This is a genomic window from Streptomyces sp. CA-106110 (assembly GCF_050936285.1).
Classification (GTDB): Bacteria; Actinomycetota; Actinomycetes; order Streptomycetales; family Streptomycetaceae; genus Streptomyces.
In genome coordinates this window covers 9,547,874-9,565,597 of record NZ_JBNJNB010000001.1, presented here as the reverse complement: position 1 = coordinate 9,565,597, position 17,724 = coordinate 9,547,874, and the positions used below count along the sequence as shown (strand labels likewise).

The window sequence follows — 17,724 nt, the reverse complement described above, 5'->3', positions numbered from 1 at the left end:
CGGCGCGGATGCGCCCCCGCCAGGGCGGCCCAGGGCCGGGATCCTTCCGCGGGCCGTGCGTGACCGGTCTCGCGAGGTGCCCCGTGTCCGGGAAGGTCACGCCCCTCCCCCACTGGCGCCCGGGGCTGCGCTCAGCCGGTCGTCTGCTCCCCGCCGGCCACCCGCCGCCGGTACACCTCCACGACCCGTTCGAGCGAGTCCGCCAGGTAGACCGCGAGCAGTTGCTCCGCCTCGGTCCGGTCCCCCGTCTGCAGGGCCTGGAGGATCCGCTCGTTGCGCGCGAGATACGGCTCGTGAAGCTGCCTCGGATCGTCCACGACGTGGAAGGCCAGCCGCAGTTCGGCGAAGACGCTGCGCATCAGCTCGTCCGTCCGCTCGCTTCCGGCGAGCGCCACGAGTTCGCGGTGGAAGTGGATGTTGGCTGTGCCCAGCCCTTTCCAGTCACCCTCGCGCGCGGCTCGCTGCCCCTCCGCGACAGCCCCGGCGAGACCGTCGAGGGCGTACGGCGGCTCGCCCAGACCGCGTACGACCGCGCACTCGACCAGGCTGCGGGTGCGGTAGATGTCCTCGACGTCCTCGACGGTCAGCACCCGTACGAAGACCCCGCGGTTCAACTCGTGGATGAGCAGCCTCTCGTGGGTGAGCAGGCGGAACGCCTCGCGCAGCGTGTTGCGCGAGACACCGAGCGCGCCGCCGATGCCGTCCTCCGACAGCCGGGTGCCGGGCGGGAAGAAGCCCTCGGCGATCCGGCTCCTGAGGATGTCCGAGACCCGCTCGGCCGTGCTGGTGCGCCCCAGGAGGGCGCGGTCGTCGGCCAGTCCCGTCAGCTGCTCTGCCATGCCCGGAATTCAATCGCAGATACAAGAACGAAACAACATGGGTATTGAAGGATCGTTCAACGATCCTCTACCTTGCTACGCACGGCACCGCTCCGCTCCTCACCGCGGTGCCGCGGCTTCCGCTCGGCACGGTCCCTTCCCCACGACCAGTCCGTCCCGAACAGCACTGCTCATCCAGCAAGCACCCCCCATCCCTCACTGCGAGGTGCCCATGAGCACGAACCCTCCCTCCAGGCCCCTGACCGCCGACGCCCCTCCCACGCGGTCGAACGCAGCGCCGACGACGGCGCGTTGGGCTGGCTGCGCGCACTCGGCCCGCGCGGCCGGCGGGCCTTCGCCGGCGCCTTCGGCGGCTACGCCCTCGACTCGTACGACTACTTCACGCTGCCGCTCAGCATGGTCGCGCTGGCGGCGTACTTCGGTCTGGACAGCGGCCGGACCGGCCTGTTCACCACGGTCACCCTGGTGGTGTCGGCGGTCGGCGGCGCTGCCGCCGGCGTGGTGGCCGACCGTGTCGGACGGGTCAGGGCCCTGATGATCACGGTGGTCACGTACGCCGTCTTCACGGTCGCGTGCGGCTTCGCCCCCAACTACGAGACGCTGCTGGTGTTCCGCGCGCTCCAGGGCCTCGGATTCGGCGGCGAGTGGGCGGTCGGCGCCATCCTGGTGGCCGAGTACGCGAGCGCCAGGCACCGGGGGCGAACGCTCGGCGCGATCCAGAGTTCCTGGGCCGTCGGCTGGGCGCTGGCCGCCGTCGTCTACACGCTGGTCTTCTCCTTCGCGGGTTACGACCTGGCCTGGCGTGTGATGTTCTGGACCGGAGCGCTGCCCGCGCTGCTGGTGATCTGGATGCGCCGCCGGGTGCACGACGCGCCCGGAGCGCTGGCCGAGCGCGAACGCAGCGAGGACAAGGGGTCGTTCGCGGCCATCTTCCAGCCCGGCAGGGACGGGTCGCCGGGTCTGCTGCGCACCACGGTCTTCGCGAGCCTGCTCTCCACCGGCGTCCAGGGCGGCTACTACACGCTGGCGACCTGGGTGCCGACCTATCTGAAGACGGAACGCGGGCTGTCCGTCGTCGGCACCGGCTCCTACCTGGCCTTCCTGATCTCCGGAGCCTTCGTGGGCTACCTCACGGGCGGCCATCTCACCGACCGGCTGGGACGCAAGCGCAACATCTGGCTGTTCGCACTGCTCTCGGCGCTGTGCATCGTCGTGTACGCGAACATCCCGAGCGGCGCCAACACCCTTCTCCTGGTGCTCGGTTTCCCGCTGGGGTTCTGCATGTCGGCCATCTTCAGCGGCTTCGGGGCCTACTTGAGCGAGTTGTACCCGACCGCGGTGCGGGGCACGGGACAGGGCTTCACGTACAACACCGGTCGCGCCGTCGGCGCCGTCTTCCCGACCCTGGTGGGCTTCCTCGCCGACAGTTGGGGCATGGGCGGGGCGCTGGTCTTCGGCGCGGTGGGGTACGGCCTTGCGGCGCTGGCACTGCTGGCACTGCCGGAGACGCGCAGAAAGGAACTGTGGTGAACCGTACGGAGGACCGCGCCGTCATGCTCGTCGACGAGCACGCGCACGCGTGGCGCCCCGAGGAGGCCCGAGCCCGCTTCCGGGAGGGGCTGACGGGCCCCACGGCCGGAGTCGCCGCGGGCCACACCCAGGCCAACCTCATCTCGGTCCCGGCCGACTGGGCCTACGACACACTGCTGTTCTGCCAGCGCAACCCGAAGCCCTGCCCGGTCCTGGACGTCACGGACGCCGGCTCGTTCGGCACGGCCCTCGCGGGCGGCGCCGACCTGCGCACCGATCTGCCGCGCTACCGGGTGTGGCGCGACGGCGAGCTGGTGGACGAGCCGACGGGCGTCCTCGAACACTGGCGCGACGACCTGGTGTCCTTCCTCATCGGGTGCAGCTTCACCTTCGAGTGGGCACTCATCGAGGCGGGCGTCCCCATGCGCCATATCGAGCAGGGCCGCAACGTCCCGATGTATGTGACCGGACGCCAGTGCCGTCCCGCGGGGCGACTGCACGGTCCCATGGTGGTGTCCATGCGTCCGGTGCCGCCGCGGCACCTGGGGGCGGCGATCCGGGAGAGCGGTCTGCTCCCGGCCGTACACGGCAGCCCCGTACACTGCGGCGACCCGTCGGGCCTCGGCATCGAAGACCTCGGCCGACCCGACTTCGGCGACCCGGTGGACGCCGAACCGGACGACATCCCGGTGTTCTGGGCCTGCGGCGTGACCCCGCAGGCAGCGGTGATGGCCTCGCGCCCGCCCTTCGCCATCACGCACGCACCGGGACAGATGTTCGTCACCGACGCCCGCGACGAGCAGTACCGCGTCGCCTGACGTCGCCCGACCAGGAGGGACCATGATCGATCTGAACGCCGACCTCGGCGAGGGCTTCGGCCGGTGGCGGCTCACCGACGACGAGCGGCTGCTGTCGGTCGTCACCAGCGCCAACGTGGCCTGCGGCTTCCACGCCGGCGACGCGGTCACCATGCGGCGCGTGTGTGAGCTGGCGGCCGGCCGCGGTGTACGGATCGGAGCCCAGGTCTCCTACCGTGACCTGGCCGGATTCGGGCGACGTGCGATGGACGTGCCGCCCGCGGAGCTGGCGGCCGAAGTCGCCTACCAGATCGGCGCTCTGGAGGTCTTCGCGCGCGCCGCGGGCTCCCGCGTGTCGTATGTGAAACCGCACGGCGCGCTCTACAACCGGGTGGTCCACGACGAGGAGCAGGCTCAGGCCGTGGTCGAGGGCGTGCTGCTCGCCGATGCCGCGCTGCCCGTGCTCGGGCTGCCCGGCTCGCGCTTCCTCGAGGTGGCCGAGAAAGCCGGGCTCTCCGTCGTCACGGAGGCGTTCGCGGACCGCGCGTACACCGAGGAGGGCACGCTCGTACCGCGCGGTCAGGACGGTGCGGTGGTCACCGATCCCGACACGGTGGTGGAGCGATCGGTGAGTCTCGCCCGCTGCGGGGTCGTCGCGGCGCACTCCGGACGCGACATCCCCGTACGGGCGAGGTCCCTGTGTCTGCACGGGGACACGGCGGGAGCGGTCGATCTGGCCCGCCGGGTGCGCACCGAGCTGGAGGCCGCGGGCATCGGCGTGGAGGCCTTCGCATGAGGGCACTGCCCGTCGGTGACGACGCCCTGCTTCTGGAGGTCGCTTCCGGTGAGGAGGCCAAGGCCCTGCACGCCGAACTGCTGCGCCGCAGGGCCGGCGGCGAGCTGACGGTGCGCGAAATCGTGCCGGCGGCCCGTACGGTCCTGCTCGACGGCCTGCGCGAACCCTCCCGGATCGCTGAGCGGCTGGCCGGCTGGGAGATCCCGCCGGTCCCGGCGCGCGTCCAGGAGGTGATCGAGATCCCCGTACGGTACGACGGTCCCGATCTGCCGGACGTCGCCGCGTTGTGGGGCGTGCCACTCCGCGAGGTCGAACGGATCCACTCCGCGGCCGAGTTCCGTGTGGCGTTCTGCGGGTTCGCGCCGGGCTTCGGCTATCTGACCGGTCTGCCGGACCGCTACCGCGTACCCCGCCGGGACACCCCGCGCACCGCCGTCCCGGTCGGCGCGGTGGCGCTCGCGGGCCCATACACGGGCGTGTACCCGCGCTCCTCGCCGGGCGGCTGGCAGCTCATCGGCACGACCGAGGCGGTCCTGTGGGACCACGCGCGCGTTCCGGCCGCGCTGCTCACTCCGGGCGCCCGCGTCCGCTTCGTCCCGGTGGGGCCCGGATGACGGACCGCGCGCTGTGCGTCGTACGGGCCGGGGCGCTGACGACCGTGCAGGACCGGGGACGGCCCGGCCACGCCCATCTCGGGGTGCCGCGCTCGGGGGCGCTCGACGCCCCCGCGGCGGCGCTCGTGAACCGGCTGGTCGGCAATCCTCCGGAGGCGGCCGTGCTGGAGACCACCGTCGACGGATGTGCCGTTCGGCCGCGTTCGGCGGTCACCGTGGCGGTCGCCGGGGCGCCCTGCACGGTCACGGTGGACGGCCGTCCCGCGCCCTGGGGTGCGCCGGTGCGCGTCCCGGCCGGCGCGCTGCTGGACATCGGGCCCGCGCTGTCCGGAGTGCGCGGTTACCTGGGAGTCTCCGGCGGCGTGGCGGTGGAGCCGGTTCTCGGCAGCCGGTCCACGGATCTGCTCTCCGGCCTCGGTCCGCCACCGCTGACGAACGGTGCGGTGCTGCCCATGGGCCTGCCGGCCGGCGGCCACGCGTGCGTGGACGTCGCTCCCCAGCCGGGTCCGCCTTCCGAACTGGTGCTCCGTGTGACGCCCGGGCCACGCGACGACTGGTTCACGGCGGAGGCGATCCGCACCCTCCTCACGCGCGCGTACCGCGTGTCCCCCGCGAGCAACCGCGTCGGCCTGCGCACCGAGGGCCCTCCCCTTGCGCGCGCCAGGGACGGTGAACTGCCCAGTGAGGGAATGGTTCTGGGAGCGGTCCAGGTACCGCCCGACGGGCGACCTGTCGTCTTCCTCGCCGACCATCCGACGACCGGGGGGTACCCGGTGATAGCCGTCGTCCGGTCCGCCGATCTCGCGGCGGCCGCCCAGGCGACTCCGGGTACCCCCATCCGGTTCACTTCCGTCAGCCGCCGCTAGGCGGCCGGATCACGCCGCATCCGGCTGTTCGGCCACCGACAGCGAGGCCAGCGCGGACGCGACCGCTGCCGACGCGCTCAGGTCCAGCCGTGCGCTGGTGCCCCTGGCCTTGTGGCGCACCTCGGCAGCGGCCAGGGTGAGCAACTGCGGCAGCAGGTCGGTGCATCGCCGCGCCACCCAGGCCGTACCTGCGGTGGCCAGCCAGAGCAGGCTGGCCGAGCGGGTCGGCGGGGGGAACTCCGGCTCGGCCGTCGGCGCGGCGCCGGTCGCGACACCCGCCTCGGCGAGCAGCGCGTGAAAGTGCCGGGCGAGTTGGCGGTGCCCGCGCTCACCGGGATGCAGCCGGTCCGCGCTCCACATGGCGCGGTCGCTGATCCAGTCACCGCCCTCGGCGTGCAGATGCACGGCCCCGTACCGTTCGGACAGGGCGTGCACCACCGTGTTCACGGCGCGCTGCCGCCGGGCCAGCGGACGGGCCAGCGCTCCGGGCAGCCGGAGCATCGACCCGGGATCGGGCAGACAGGCCGTCAACAGCACCGTGTTCTGGGCCCGGAAGGCCGCGTACACCTTGTCGAGCCGGGCGGCGACCGCGTGGATGTCGAAGGTGTAGCGCAGCGTGTCGTTGACGCCGATGAGGACGGAGGCGACATCCGGACGCATCTCGAGCGCCTGAGGGGTCTGACGTTCCAGAAGGTCCCGGGTCTGGGCGCCGCTGAACGAGAGGTTGGTGAACTCCGCAGGGGTGGTCATGGGGGCCAGTCCGCCGGCCAGCAGCGCGGCCCAACCCCGCCAGGTGTCCCCGACGGGGTCCCCCACCCCTTCCGTCAGCGAGTCGCCGAGCGCGACGAAACGCAGCGGTCTCATGCCACACCCTCCCGGGCGATGTCTCGTATCAGGCCGTCGGCTGCCACCGACGGCGGGACACTGGGTAGTGCGTCGTGCGCCGCCAGGAACGCGTCCACGGCGGTCTTCCAGCCAAAGCACTCGGCACGCCCGCGTGCCGCCTGCCGGCGCTCGCATTCCGAGCGCTCCAACAACTGGTCGATGGCGTCGGCGAAGGCCTCGCCGGTGTTCACGGCGGTGGCGCCCGCGGAGCCGATCACCTCGGGCAGCGCCGAGGCGGAACTGGCCACCACCGGCGTACCGCAGGCCATGGCCTCCAGGGCCGCGAGCCCGAAGGTCTCGGCGGGCCCGGGGGCCAGGCACACGTCGGCGGAGGCCTGCAGCGCGCCGAGCAGCGTGCGGTCGCCGACGTGGCCGAGGAAGGTCACCGGCAACCGCCGTTCCTGCGCACGCTGTTCGAGCCGGGCCCGCAGCGGCCCGTCCCCGGCGATCACCAGCTTGACCCGCCGTCCCCGGCGCACCAGCGCCTCCAGGGCGTCCAGAGCCGTTCCGGGCCGCTTCTCCACGGAGAGACGGGAGCACATGACGAGCAGCGTCTCGTCCGCGCGCACATAACGGTCGCGCAGCCCGTCGTCCTTGAGCGAGGGGTGCCGCTCCTCCAGGTCCACGCCGAGCGGTGCCCGTACGACGTTGCGGGCCCCGATCCGCACGAACTCGCGCTCGGCGAACTCGGTGGTGCACACCACGCGCGCGTAGGTGTGCGCCGTACGGATGTTGAGCGCGTCGGCGGCGCGCCGGGACAGGTCCTCGGACAGGCCCCAGGTGCGCAGGACTCCGTCGGCGGTCTCGTGGGAGACCATCACGGCGGGGATCCGGGCGCGCCGCGCCCACTTCCCGGTCCAGCGCAGCGTGGTCCGGTCGGAGACCTCCAGCCGGTCGGGGTCCAGGTCCTCGAGGAGGGCCGTGAGCCGCCGCTTGTCCGTGAGGACCCGGTAGCCGCCGGTACCGGGCAGCAGCGGCCCGGGCAGGGTGATGACCCGTCCCTGCTCGGTCTCGCAGTCGCTGTAGCGCTCGCCGGGCACGATGAGCACCGGCCTGTGGCCGGCCTCCTTGAAGCCCTTGCCCAGCTCGCGCAGGGCGGTGCGCAGGCCTCCGGAGGAGGGCGCGACGAAGTTGGCGAGGCGCACGATGCGCAGAGAGCCGCCGACCCGCTCGGTGGCGAAGCTCATGCCGCCACCGCCGTCCGGCGCGCGGCGAGCACGTCCGTGTAGTGCCCGATGAGCAGGTCGCCGACGGCCGCCCAGGTGCGGCCCTCGACGGTGGCGCGCGCGGTGTCCCCGTACTCCGCCCGCAGCGCGGGGTCCGCGGCCAGCGTCCCCACTGCGTCCCGGAAGCCGTCCGCGTCACCGGGCGGCACGAGCAGCCCGGTGCGGCCGTGGTCCACCAGGTCCAGCGGTCCGCCCGCGGCGGGCGCGACTACGGGCACACCGCTCGCCATGGCCTCCTGCACCGTCTGGCAGAACGTCTCGAACGGGCCGGTGTGCACGAAGACGTCCAGCGAGGCGAAGATCCGGGCGAGTTCGTCACCGGTGCGACGGCCCAGGAAGGCGGCGCCGGGCAGGACGTTTCGCAGGGTGGCCTCGCTCGGCCCGTCGCCCACGACGACGACGCGTACGCCGTCGAGGCCGCAGGCACCGGCGAGGAGTTCGACGTGCTTCTCGGGCGCGAGGCGGCCGACGTATCCGACGATCAACTCGCCGTTCGGGGCGAGCTCCCGGCGGATCGCCTCGTCCCGCAGGTCGGAGCGGAAGCGCTCCGTGTCGACGCCGCGGGGCCACAGCTGCACCCGGGGCACACCGTGCGCCTCCAGGTCCTTCTGGGCCGCGCTGGAGGGCGCGAGGGTGCGGTCGGCGGCGGCGTGCACGGAGCGGATGCGCCGCCAGGCCGCGGCCTCACCGGCGCCCATGTAGGTACGGGCGTATCCGGCCAGGGCGGTCTGGTAGATGGCGACGGCCGGGATGCCCAGCCGGGAGGCGGCCGCCATGCCACGGACGCCGAGGACGAAGGGGCTGGCCAGATGCACGATGTCGGCGCGGTGTTCGGTGATGGCCGCGGCGACGCGTCGGCTGGGGAGTGCCACGCGTACCTGGGGATACCCGGGGAGCGGTAGAGAGGGGATACGGACGATGGGCCACGGCGCATGGGCGTCGGGCCCGCTCCCGGCACCGGTGGCCGGGGCGACGACGAGGGGAGCGTGACCGCGATCGACGAGGTGCCGGGCGGTCTGGAGCGCGCAATGGGCCACGCCGTTCACATCGGGGGGAAAGGATTCGGTCACGATGACGACACGCATACCCGTGTTGTCGCCGTACCGGACGTGGCCGCGTCAACGTCGATCTTTCCGGACGGAGAACGTCCCATGAGCGTTGGGCTGCACAGGTGGGCAAGCCAGCCTGTGTCCACACTCCCCTGACTTCACAGTCACCGAACGTTCATACGGTGGGCATGTCGGGCCCGATCCGGCTGCGAACGGCGGTCTGGACCTCGGCCTCCTCGGCCGGATCCGCCGCCAGCCGGCGAAGCCGCTCGACGACACGGGTGTCACCCGTCTCGGCGTGCCGCGCGGCGATCTCCCGGGTGGACTCTTCGCAGTCCCAGAGGCATTCGACGGCGAAGCCCGCCGGGAATGAGGGGTCGGTCGCGGCCAGGGCTCGGGCGGCGCGGCCGCGGAGGTGGGACGAGGCGGTCTCACGGTAAATATGGCGCAGAACCGGCGCTGCACAGGCGATTTCAAGCCGTCCGGCGCCGTCGACGAGGGTCCACAGCGTCGCCGCGTCCGGGCCCTCGCCGCGTACCGCCTCCCGCAGGGCCGCCAGCACCAGGTCGCTGTCCTGTGCGCCACCGCGGCAGGCGAGCATGCGCCCGGCGGCCCCGCCCAGTGCGTCGGGCCGGTGCGCCCAGCCGCGCGCCCGGTCGACGGCAGCGACACTGCGCATGCGTTCGAAGGCGTCCAGGGCCGCGTCGACGACCAGCGCGGACCCGGTGGACACGGCGCCCTCGATCAGGTCGAGGGCGTCCGGATCGTTTCCGTCGGCGAGATAGCGAAGGGCCGTACAGCGGGCTCCGTCGCCGCCGGAGCGGGCGGCCTCGACGATCTCGGGCCGGTCCTCGGGACCGGCTACGGCGGTGAGACACCGGGCGGCCGGCACATGGAGCACGGCACCGCGTTCGATGCCCTGCTGGGCCCAGTCGAAGACGGCCTGCACGCTCCAACCCGGCCGGGGGCCGCCTGCCTGCAACTGCCGCTGCCAGCGGTCGAAACAGCCGGCCTCCTGGGCGGCACGCACCCGCGTGGCGATGGACTCGCGCGGGTCCTCGGCCCACAGCCGCCAGGGCCGTGGCTCGAAGGCGTCCCGGACGGCGGCGGCGAGTTCGGCCTCGCCCTCGGCGTCGGCCGGGAAACGCGCCAGCACGGGCGCGGCGAGGGAGCGCAGCCCCGCGTCGTCGTCACGCAGCGCCAGCTCGTCCAGGGCCCAGGCCCAGTTGGTGCCCGAGGCCGCGTACCTGCGCAGCAGGTGGAGCGCGTCCAGCCTGCCGTACGAGGCGAGGTGCCCGAGAACCGCGAGGGCGAGCCCGGTGCGGCACTCGTCGGTGTCGAGGACGTCCTCGGCGCCGAAGAGGTGCGCCTCGATCTCGTCCAGCTCGCCGTTCAGGTCCAGGAAGAGCCGGGCGTAGTAGAGAGAGCGGTTCTCCACCTGCCAGTCGTGGCGGGGATCCCGCAGCACACAGTGGTTGAGAGCCGCGAGCGCCTCGGCCCGCGGCGCGGTGAGCGCGTGCAGTGTGCCGTCGCCGCGGCCCCTCTGGAGGAGGCCGAGCAGCGTACCGCTGGGCGCTATGACCGGTTCGAACATGGGAAACAGCCTCACATCAAGCGTCGACGCAACCGGGGGACTTGCACTACCTGGTCGCGTGACAACACGTCGGTGCGCCCGCCGTCTCTTGCTTGCTGTAGACCATCTTCCTCTGCCTCTCGTCGGTGGCCCATGCGGACCGATCACGGCCCGCGCGGTGCGGCAACACCTGCCCAGCCATCGCGTCCGTGAATCACGACGTCATGATGACCCGGCGTCTCGCGCTGCCGCGACCTTATTTCGGGCGGCCCCGTACCGCCTCCCCCGTTTTCGTTGTTTTCGCTGGTCAGAGCAGTCGCATCAATGTGCGCCGAACAACTCGAGCAAGTCGTTCTTTCCGAACATCCGAGCGGTGTCGATGGCCGAGGGGGTGCCTGCGGCAGGGTCTGCACCGCCGTCCAAGAGCGCCCGGATGACCTCGATCTCACCCTTGAAGACCGCGCCGGCTAGCGGGGTCTGACCCCGGTCGTTGACGCGGTCGGCCTCGGCGCCGCGCTCCAGCAGGGCGCGGACGGCGTCGGCGTGGCCGTGGTAGGCGGCGAGCATCACCAGGGAGTCGCCGCGGTCGTTGGTGAGGTTGGCCGGAACGCCCGCGTCGACGTACGCCACGAGCGCCTCGGTCTCGCCTCGGCGCGCAAGATCGAAGATCTTGGTCGCCAACGCCACGACCTCGGGGTCGGGGGCTTCGCTCATCGGCCGGACCGCCTCTCACTACTGCTACTGGGGACTGCGGGCGCATGCGACGGCGAGCGGGGCGGTCGCACACGGCTCGTACGGCGACGAGCGGTGACGTCGTACGGGTGAATCGCCAGCGTACTGGCTTCGGCGGCACATGGCGGGCACCGCACGAGGCAAAGATCACTACAGGCTCCGGCGAGCGCGACAGACGGGCCCGGAGGACGCGGGGCAGCTGCGCCGTTCGGGGGAAATCTGTGCAATTTCACCCAGTTGCAGCTTTTATCCTATGGATACATTCTGTGAACCTGGAAGAACTCATGGTGACTGTCCCCCGTGAACCAGGAGAGAGCAATGATCCTCAACATCTCGGGCGTTGTCGTGCTCGGCAGCGTCGTCTTCCTGTTCTGCCGCAACCACGGGCTGAAGAGCTCGCACGCGACGGTGTGCGGGCTCTTCGGGTTCTACCTCTCGAGCACCGCCGTGGCCCCGAGCATCAAGGCGGGGGGCGCAAGCCTCGCGAGCCTACTGGGCGGGATCAATTTCTGAATCCGCCGCCCCTTCGCACGCACCCCTGGAGCAAGACGTGTCCCGGCGCCCTCTCCCTCGCATTCTGAGCAACGGCAGCGCACAGATCGCCCGCGGCCGGAAGCTGGCCCGGACGGCGGCGGGCGGCGCCACGGATGTCCTCCACCCGCTGATCACCATCACGCGCGGTCTGCGCCGGCTGGCCCTGGCCGGGCGGCGCAAGTGGGCGGAGACACCGAAGGACCGGCGGGGACCGCTCCTCTTCCTGGTCACCTCGGTGATCCTGGTCGTGGCCCTGGTGCCGTACGGGCCGCTGCTCGCCGGCATCGCCCTCATGGCGGCGGCGGGCTGGCGGGGCCGCGAGCGCGGACCGGCGCAGCCGACGGGTCCGGACGACGCCCAGACCAAGCGTCTGCGGTCGCTGTACGAGGCGCTGGCGCCGTACTTCTCGGTCGTCGGCGACCCGGCTCCGCTGTACTCGCCCGGCGGGGACTGGACCCAGACGTTGTCCTCGTTCGCGTTCGACGAGACAGGCCGTATCTCACAGCTCCGGATCCGCTACCCCCCCTACTTCAAGGACGGCGAGGCCGAGTCGCGGGCGCGGATCGAGCAGATCGTACACGTCAAGTCCGGCCGGGGCCGCGAGTACCACTTCCAGTGGGACGAGGAGGGCAACGAGCTCACCATGACCGTGCTGCCCCCGCTGCCCACCGACATCACCGCGCAGCGGTTCGTGACCGCGCCCGGCGAGACGGTCCTCGGCTTCACCGACCCCACCGGAGTCCAGCGCACCCTCCCCCTCACCCACGGCGACGAGCAGCGTGACGTTCCTCCGGTGGTCTGGCGCACGGGGACGCGCTCAACGGAACCTCATCTGCTCATCGCCGGGGCACCCGGCAGCGGTGCGACGACGCTGGTGCGCTCGATCGCCCTCCAGGCCCTGCAGCACGGCGACATCCTGATCGTCGAGGGCGGTGCCACCGGCGAGTACGCGTGCCTGACGGGCCGGGACGGCGTACTCGCGGTCGAGTCCGGCCTCGCGGGCGCGGCGGCGAGCCTGGAGTGGGCCACCCATGAAACCGAGCGGCGGCTGATCGCGGCGAACCGGGCCCGGCAGTCCGGACAAGCCGCACCGGACGACGTCAGGCGCCCGCTGTGGATCCTGCTGGACCGGCCGAGCGTGCTGGGACATCTCGCGGCGGCCGGCGGGCGGGACGATCCCCAGACGCTGCTCCAGGTGCCTCTGCGGCACGGCCGCGCGGCGAACGTCACGGTCGTGGTCGCCGAGCAGTTCGACGGGCTCGACGGCCTGTCCAACGTGGTGCGCCAGTACACCCGCGCACGGGTCGCGCTGGGCCCCGCGACCAGGGAGGAACTGGAGGCCGTGCTCGGCGCGCCGCCGCACACCACGCCCACCAAGGAGGTACCGCCCGGCCGCGGCTACGCCCGCCTGGGCTCGGGCCCGGTCCACCGACTCCAGGTTCCGGCCACCCCGGACCCGTACGACGACGCGACCAGCGAACACCACCGGCAGGCGGTCCTGGGGCTTCTGCCGGGGCGTGGCACGTCCACCCGTGCGGTGACGGCGGAAGCCGTGGCCGCGGAGGGCTGAGCGGACCACTGGGGGCGCCACCCAGGCGCTCCCGGGGCAAGGCCGGGTCAGGCGACGAAGCTGCGCGGCGCCTCGGCCGGACCCGAGGCGCCCGTCTCCACCAGGCGGGCCGCCGCCGCGAGGCGCACCGCCGCCTCCTGCGCCACCGCGCCGCCGACTGTGAACGGCAACCGCACATATCCCTCGAACGCGCCGTCCACGCCGAAACGCGGCCCGGACGGCACCCTGACACCGACCCGCTCCCCCACCTCGGCCAGACGGGACCCCGACAGGCCGCCGGTGCGCACCCACAGCGTCAGGCCGCCCTGCGGCAACGAGAACTCCCACGACGGCAGTTGGGTGCGCACCGCGTCGACCAGGGCGTCCCGGTTCTCCCTGGCCTGCTTGCGGCGCAGGTCGACCGCCTGTTCCCAGCCCCCGGTGCTGAGCAGCCAGTTGACGGCGAGCTGCTCCAGCACCGGTGTGCCCAGGTCCGCGTAGGCACGGGCCGCGACCAGGCTGCGGATCACATCGGGGGCGGCCCGCACCCAGCCGATACGCATACCGGCCCAGAAGGCCTTGCTCGCCGAGCCCACGGTGATCACCGTCGAGCCCGCCGGGTCGAAGCCGCTCACCGGGCGCGGCATCTCCAGGCCCTCCTCCAGGTACAGCTCGCTCATCGTCTCGTCGACGACCAGGACCGTCCCGGCGGAGCGGGCCGCCTCCACCAGCCGGCGGCGCTGGTCCTCGTCGGCCAGCGCGCCCGTGGGGTTGTGGAAGTCCGCCACCACATAGGCGAGTCGTGGTGCGGCCTCCCGCAGCACCTGGCGCCAGCGGTCCAGGTCCCAGCCGCCGAGCCCCTCGGCCATGGCCACGGGGACCAGCCGGGCGCCCGCCTCCCGCATCAGCTGGAGGATGTTGGCGTACGAGGGCGACTCCACCGCGACGCGTTCGCCGCGACCGGCGAAGAGATGGCAGATCGCGTCCATCGCGCCCATGGCTCCCGTTGTCACCATGATCTGCTCGGGCATGGTCGGGATGCCGCGCGCCGTATAGCGGTCGGCGAGCATGGAACGCAGTGCGGGCAGGCCCGCGGGATAGTCGCCGTGCGTGTGGGCGTAGGGAGGCAGCTCCTCCAGCGCACCCTGCACGGCGCGGGTGAGCCAGGGCTCGGGTGCGGGAAGCGCCGCGCAGCCCAGGTCGATCATCGAGCCCAGCGCCTCCGGCGGCAGCGGCTCGAGCCCTCGCGCCGGAAGCGGGTTCCCGGCCGGCACGGCCGTCCAGCTGCCCGCTCCGCGGCGGGACTCGAGGAAGCCCTCGGTGCGCAGCGCCTCGTAGGCGGCCGCGACCGTGGTACGGCTCACGGACAGGGCGAGCGCCAGTTCCCGCTCGGCGGGCAGCCGGGCCGCGACGGGGACACGGCCCTCGAGCACGAGCAGCCGGATGCCGTCGGCGAGCGCGCGGTAGGCGGCCGGGCGGCGGGTGCCTGGGCCTGCGGGTCGGTCCTGCTGGGAGCTGAGCAGCCGCGCGAGCTGTGCCGCACCCATCGCTGAGGTCCACTGCGCCATGTTCCCAGTCCACCTTCCCGGAATTGGCCATGGATGGCTTCTGTTTCCAAGCCACAGAGTGACATGCGTCAGGCCACTGTCACCACAGGGGGGTTCGTTTTGTTCACTGGCATGTCCACGAGGAGCCGGCTCGGACGGCGGTTGATCCAGTTGTACGCAGGTCTCGCGCTGTACGGCGTGAGCTCCGCCCTCCTGGTCGAGGCGGGCCTCGGCCTCGAGCCGTGGAACGTCCTCCACCAGGGCCTGGCGAAGCTGACGGGACTCAGCATGGGTGTAGTGCTGACGATCGTGGGCGCCATCGTGCTGCTGCTGTGGATCCCACTGCGCCAGCGCCCCGGTCTCGGCACTGTCTCCAACGTCCTCGTGATCGGTGCCGCCATGGACGCCACGTTGGCCGTACTCCCCGACGTACGCGCCCTGACGGTACGGGTTCCCCTTCTCCTCGCGGGCATCGTGCTCAACGGTGCCGCGACCGGCCTCTACATCGCGGCGAACTTCGGCCCCGGCCCGCGCGACGGCCTGATGACCGGCCTGCACCGGCGCACCGGGCGCTCGGTCCGGCTGATCCGCACGGCGGTCGAGGTCGCCGTCGTCGCGACCGGGTTCGCCCTCGGCGGCACCGTCGGAGCCGGGACCCTGCTGTACGCGCTGTCCATCGGCCCGCTCGTCCAGCTCTTCCTGCGTGTGTTCGCCGTCCCCTCGGCATCGCAGCGCAGCACGGTCGTTGCCGCCGGGCAACCGGAGGGAGCGATACTGCCCCAGTGACCACGCTCATACGCCATCCCTATCTCGACCACCCCGGCCCGATCGCCTTCGCCCACCGGGGCGGGGCCGCGGACGGTCTGGAGAACACCCTCACCCAGTTCCGGCGCGCTGTGGCGGCGGGCTACCGCTACATCGAGACGGACGTGCACGCCACCGCCGACGGCAAACTCGTGGCGTTCCACGACTCGACGCTCGACCGGGTGACGGACGGGGCCGGGCGGATCGCCGATCTGCCCTGGGAGGACGTGCGGCACGCGCGCGTGGCCGGCAGCGAGCCGGTGCCCCTCTTCGAGGACCTGCTCGAGGAGTTCCCCGAGGTGCGCTGGAACGTCGACATCAAGGCGGAGCCGGCCCTGCACCCCCTGCTCGACCTGATCGAGCGCATCGACGGCTGGGACCGGATCTGCGTCGGCTCGTTCTCGGAGTCGCGTGTCGTGCGCGCCCAGCGCCTGGCCGGGCCGCGCCTGGCGACGTCGTACGGCACCCGCGGTGTCCTGGGCCTCAGGTTGCGCTCCTGGGGCATGCCGGCGAAGCTGCGCCGCTCGGCGGTCGCCGCCCAGGTCCCCGAGTCCCAGTGGGGAATCCCCGTGGCCGACCGCCGCTTCGTGCGCAAGGCCCACGCACTCGGCCTTCAGGTGCACGTCTGGACGATCAACGACCCCGATCGCATGCACCGGCTGCTGGACCTGGGTGTGGATGGCATCATGACCGATCACATCGACACGCTGCGCAAGGTCCTCGAGGACCGGGGCTCCTGGGTCTGAACGCCCCCGCGCACAACCACGTTCCACGGGGAAGCGAGGGGCACGGGTGAGCACCGACACCGTGCAGGCACGGGGAGACGGCGGCGTCGCCGAGCGGCGGCGCGAACAGCGCGGCTGGTACTTCTACGACTGGGCGTGCTCCGTCTACTCGACGAGCGTGCTGACCGTGTTCCTCGGCCCCTATCTCACCTCGGTGGCCAAGTCGGCGGCGGACGCCGACGGTTATGTGCACCCGCTGGGCGTCCCCGTTCGCGCGGGCTCGTTCTTCGCGTACTCGGTCTCGGCCTCCGTCATCGTGGCGATCCTCGTCATGCCGCTTGCGGGCGCGGCGGCCGACCGCACCGGGCGCAAGAAGCCGCTGCTCGGTCTCTGTGCGTATCTGGGCGCCGTGGCCACCACGGGCATGTTCTTCCTGGACGGGCACCGCTATCTGCTCGGCGGCCTCCTCCTCGTCGTCGCGAACGCGTCGGTGGCCGTCTCGATGGTCATCTACAACTCGTATCTGCCACAGATCGCGCCGCCCGAGGAGCGCGACGCGGTCTCCTCGCGCGGCTGGGCCTTCGGCTACGCGGCCGGCTCGCTGGTCCTGATTGCGAACCTGGTCCTGTTCACCGCACACGACTCCTTCGGCGTCTCGGAGACCACCGCGGTGCGCATCTGCCTGGCCTCGGCGGGCATCTGGTGGGGTGCCTTCACGCTGGTGCCGCTCAGACGGCTGCGCGACCGCCGTACGACGTCCGCGCGACCCGCGGTGCACGGCTGGCGGCAGCTGGCGGCCACCTTCCGCGACATGCGCGGCAAGCCCCTCACGCTCGCCTTTCTGCTGGCGTACCTCATCTACAACGACGGCATCCAGACGGTCATCTCCCAGGCGTCGGTGTACGGCTCGGAGGAACTGGGACTGAGCCAGTCGACGCTGATCTCCGCCGTGCTGCTGGTCCAGGTGCTGGCGGTCGGCGGCGCCCTCGGCATGGGACGGCTGGCCCGTACGTACGGTGCCAAGCGCACCATCCTCGGCTCGCTCGTCGCCTGGACCCTGACGCTTTGCGCCGGCTACTTCATGCCGGCGCACGCACCGGTCTGGTTCTTCGTCCTGGCGTCCGGTATCGGGCTGGTCCTCGGCGGCAGCCAGGCGCTGTCCCGCTCGCTCTTCTCGCATCTCGTGCCGCCCGGCAAGGAGGCGGAGTACTTCTCGGCCTACGAGATGAGCGACCGCGGCATGAGCTGGCTGGGCCCGCTTCTGTTCGGAATCACCTACCAGCTGACCGGAAGTTACCGGGACGCGATCATCTCGCTGGTGGCCTTCTTCATCATCGGATTCGTGCTGCTGGCCCGGGTCCCGGTGCGGCAGGCGGTGCGCGACGCGGGCAATCCGGTCCCCGGAATGATTTAGCACCTGAAGGCAAACCGCTGTAGTGTACGCGTTTGGCCTGCCAGGCGTACCGTTACTGCGCGTCAAAGGATTCGAAACGCTGGGTGACATCTGCTAGCAGATGTGACAAACCGGGCGCCGGTGGGTACAACAAGGGGCGGCTACGACGGCGACGCATGACCCGGAACGGGAATCTTTACCGCCGACCGGACGTTGACCGGATGACGACGACAGCGACACCTGTCCTGTGGGCGACAAGCCCGGG

At 72.1% G+C, this 17,724-nt stretch carries 16 protein-coding genes and 1 pseudogene; 10 read left to right on the top strand and 7 right to left on the bottom strand.

Annotated elements, in window-relative coordinates; all coding sequences use genetic code 11:
- Positions 1–131 precede the first annotated feature (131 nt).
- The gene (locus ACQEXA_RS44100; RefSeq protein WP_432925498.1) at positions 132–839 is read right to left on the bottom strand and encodes a GntR family transcriptional regulator; all 708 of its coding nucleotides are present in this window, start codon (positions 837–839) and stop codon (positions 132–134) included.
- A gap of 211 nt (positions 840–1,050) precedes the next feature.
- Between ACQEXA_RS44100 and ACQEXA_RS44095 the strand changes: the two are divergent.
- The 5 genes and pseudogenes from ACQEXA_RS44095 (at position 1,051) to ACQEXA_RS44075 (ending at position 5,442) form a co-directional block, all read left to right on the top strand.
- Positions 1,051–2,369, top strand: a pseudogene (locus ACQEXA_RS44095) (MFS transporter).
- Positions 2,366–3,187 carry a putative hydro-lyase gene (locus tag ACQEXA_RS44090; RefSeq protein ID WP_432925500.1) on the top strand — a complete coding sequence of 274 codons (822 nt, stop codon included), beginning with the start codon at positions 2,366–2,368 and terminating at the stop codon, positions 3,185–3,187. The pseudogene ACQEXA_RS44095 and the gene ACQEXA_RS44090 overlap by 4 nt, the downstream one beginning before the upstream one ends.
- A 22-nt stretch (positions 3,188–3,209) precedes the next feature.
- Positions 3,210–3,962: a LamB/YcsF family protein gene (locus ACQEXA_RS44085; RefSeq protein WP_433132782.1), complete on the top strand. Its 753-nt coding sequence runs from the start codon at positions 3,210–3,212 to the stop codon at positions 3,960–3,962.
- Positions 3,959–4,576, top strand: coding sequence for a 5-oxoprolinase subunit B family protein (locus ACQEXA_RS44080; protein WP_432925504.1), 618 nt, complete (start codon positions 3,959–3,961; stop codon positions 4,574–4,576). Before ACQEXA_RS44085 ends, ACQEXA_RS44080 begins: the two co-directional genes overlap by 4 nt.
- Positions 4,573–5,442 (top strand): biotin-dependent carboxyltransferase family protein, encoded by an 870-nt coding sequence (locus ACQEXA_RS44075; RefSeq protein WP_432925506.1) that lies wholly within the window; start codon positions 4,573–4,575, stop codon positions 5,440–5,442. The genes ACQEXA_RS44080 and ACQEXA_RS44075 overlap by 4 nt, the downstream gene beginning before the upstream one ends.
- Positions 5,443–5,451: 9 nt before the next feature.
- On the opposite strand, the gene ACQEXA_RS44070 is transcribed toward ACQEXA_RS44075, so the two are convergent.
- From ACQEXA_RS44070 to ACQEXA_RS44050, 5 genes are all read right to left on the bottom strand, one after another.
- Positions 5,452–6,306, bottom strand: coding sequence for an SGNH/GDSL hydrolase family protein (locus ACQEXA_RS44070; RefSeq protein ID WP_432925508.1), 855 nt, complete (start codon positions 6,304–6,306; stop codon positions 5,452–5,454).
- Positions 6,303–7,514: a glycosyltransferase gene (locus tag ACQEXA_RS44065; protein ID WP_359397791.1), complete on the bottom strand. Its 1,212-nt coding sequence runs from the start codon at positions 7,512–7,514 to the stop codon at positions 6,303–6,305. Before ACQEXA_RS44065 ends, ACQEXA_RS44070 begins: the two co-directional genes overlap by 4 nt.
- Entirely contained in the window at positions 7,511–8,638 is a 1,128-nt protein-coding gene (locus ACQEXA_RS44060) for a glycosyltransferase family 4 protein (RefSeq protein ID WP_433132780.1), read from the bottom strand. Before ACQEXA_RS44060 ends, ACQEXA_RS44065 begins: the two co-directional genes overlap by 4 nt.
- 139 nt (positions 8,639–8,777) lie before the next feature.
- A complete protein-coding gene (locus ACQEXA_RS44055) occupies positions 8,778–10,196 on the bottom strand; it encodes a HEAT repeat domain-containing protein (protein WP_432925512.1) in 1,419 nt (472 codons plus the stop codon).
- A 300-nt stretch (positions 10,197–10,496) separates the two neighbouring features.
- Positions 10,497–10,889: an ankyrin repeat domain-containing protein gene (locus ACQEXA_RS44050; protein WP_359397798.1), complete on the bottom strand. Its 393-nt coding sequence runs from the start codon at positions 10,887–10,889 to the stop codon at positions 10,497–10,499.
- A gap of 336 nt (positions 10,890–11,225) precedes the next feature.
- On the opposite strand from ACQEXA_RS44050, the gene ACQEXA_RS44045 reads away from it, so the two are divergent.
- Positions 11,226–11,420 carry a hypothetical protein gene (locus tag ACQEXA_RS44045; protein ID WP_432925514.1) on the top strand — a complete coding sequence of 65 codons (195 nt, stop codon included), beginning with the start codon at positions 11,226–11,228 and terminating at the stop codon, positions 11,418–11,420.
- Between the two features lie 37 nt (positions 11,421–11,457).
- A complete protein-coding gene (locus ACQEXA_RS44040; RefSeq protein ID WP_432925516.1) occupies positions 11,458–13,011 on the top strand; it encodes a hypothetical protein in 1,554 nt (517 codons plus the stop codon).
- 47 nt (positions 13,012–13,058) lie between these two features.
- Here ACQEXA_RS44040 and ACQEXA_RS44035 read toward each other — a convergent pair whose 3' ends face one another.
- The gene (locus ACQEXA_RS44035) at positions 13,059–14,558 is read right to left on the bottom strand and encodes a PLP-dependent aminotransferase family protein (RefSeq protein WP_432925518.1); all 1,500 of its coding nucleotides are present in this window, start codon (positions 14,556–14,558) and stop codon (positions 13,059–13,061) included.
- Positions 14,559–14,669: 111 nt separating this feature from the next.
- Between ACQEXA_RS44035 and ACQEXA_RS44030 the strand changes: the two genes are divergently transcribed.
- From ACQEXA_RS44030 to ACQEXA_RS44020, 3 genes are read left to right on the top strand one after another with little or no spacing between them, the layout of a single operon-like run.
- Entirely contained in the window at positions 14,670–15,323 is a 654-nt protein-coding gene (locus ACQEXA_RS44030; RefSeq protein WP_432925520.1) for a YczE/YyaS/YitT family protein, read from the top strand.
- Positions 15,320–16,087 (top strand): glycerophosphodiester phosphodiesterase, encoded by a 768-nt coding sequence (locus ACQEXA_RS44025; RefSeq protein WP_432925522.1) that lies wholly within the window; start codon positions 15,320–15,322, stop codon positions 16,085–16,087. The genes ACQEXA_RS44030 and ACQEXA_RS44025 overlap by 4 nt, the downstream gene beginning before the upstream one ends.
- A 46-nt stretch (positions 16,088–16,133) precedes the next feature.
- A complete protein-coding gene (locus tag ACQEXA_RS44020) occupies positions 16,134–17,480 on the top strand; it encodes an MFS transporter (RefSeq protein WP_432925523.1) in 1,347 nt (448 codons plus the stop codon).
- Positions 17,481–17,724 lie beyond the last annotated feature (244 nt).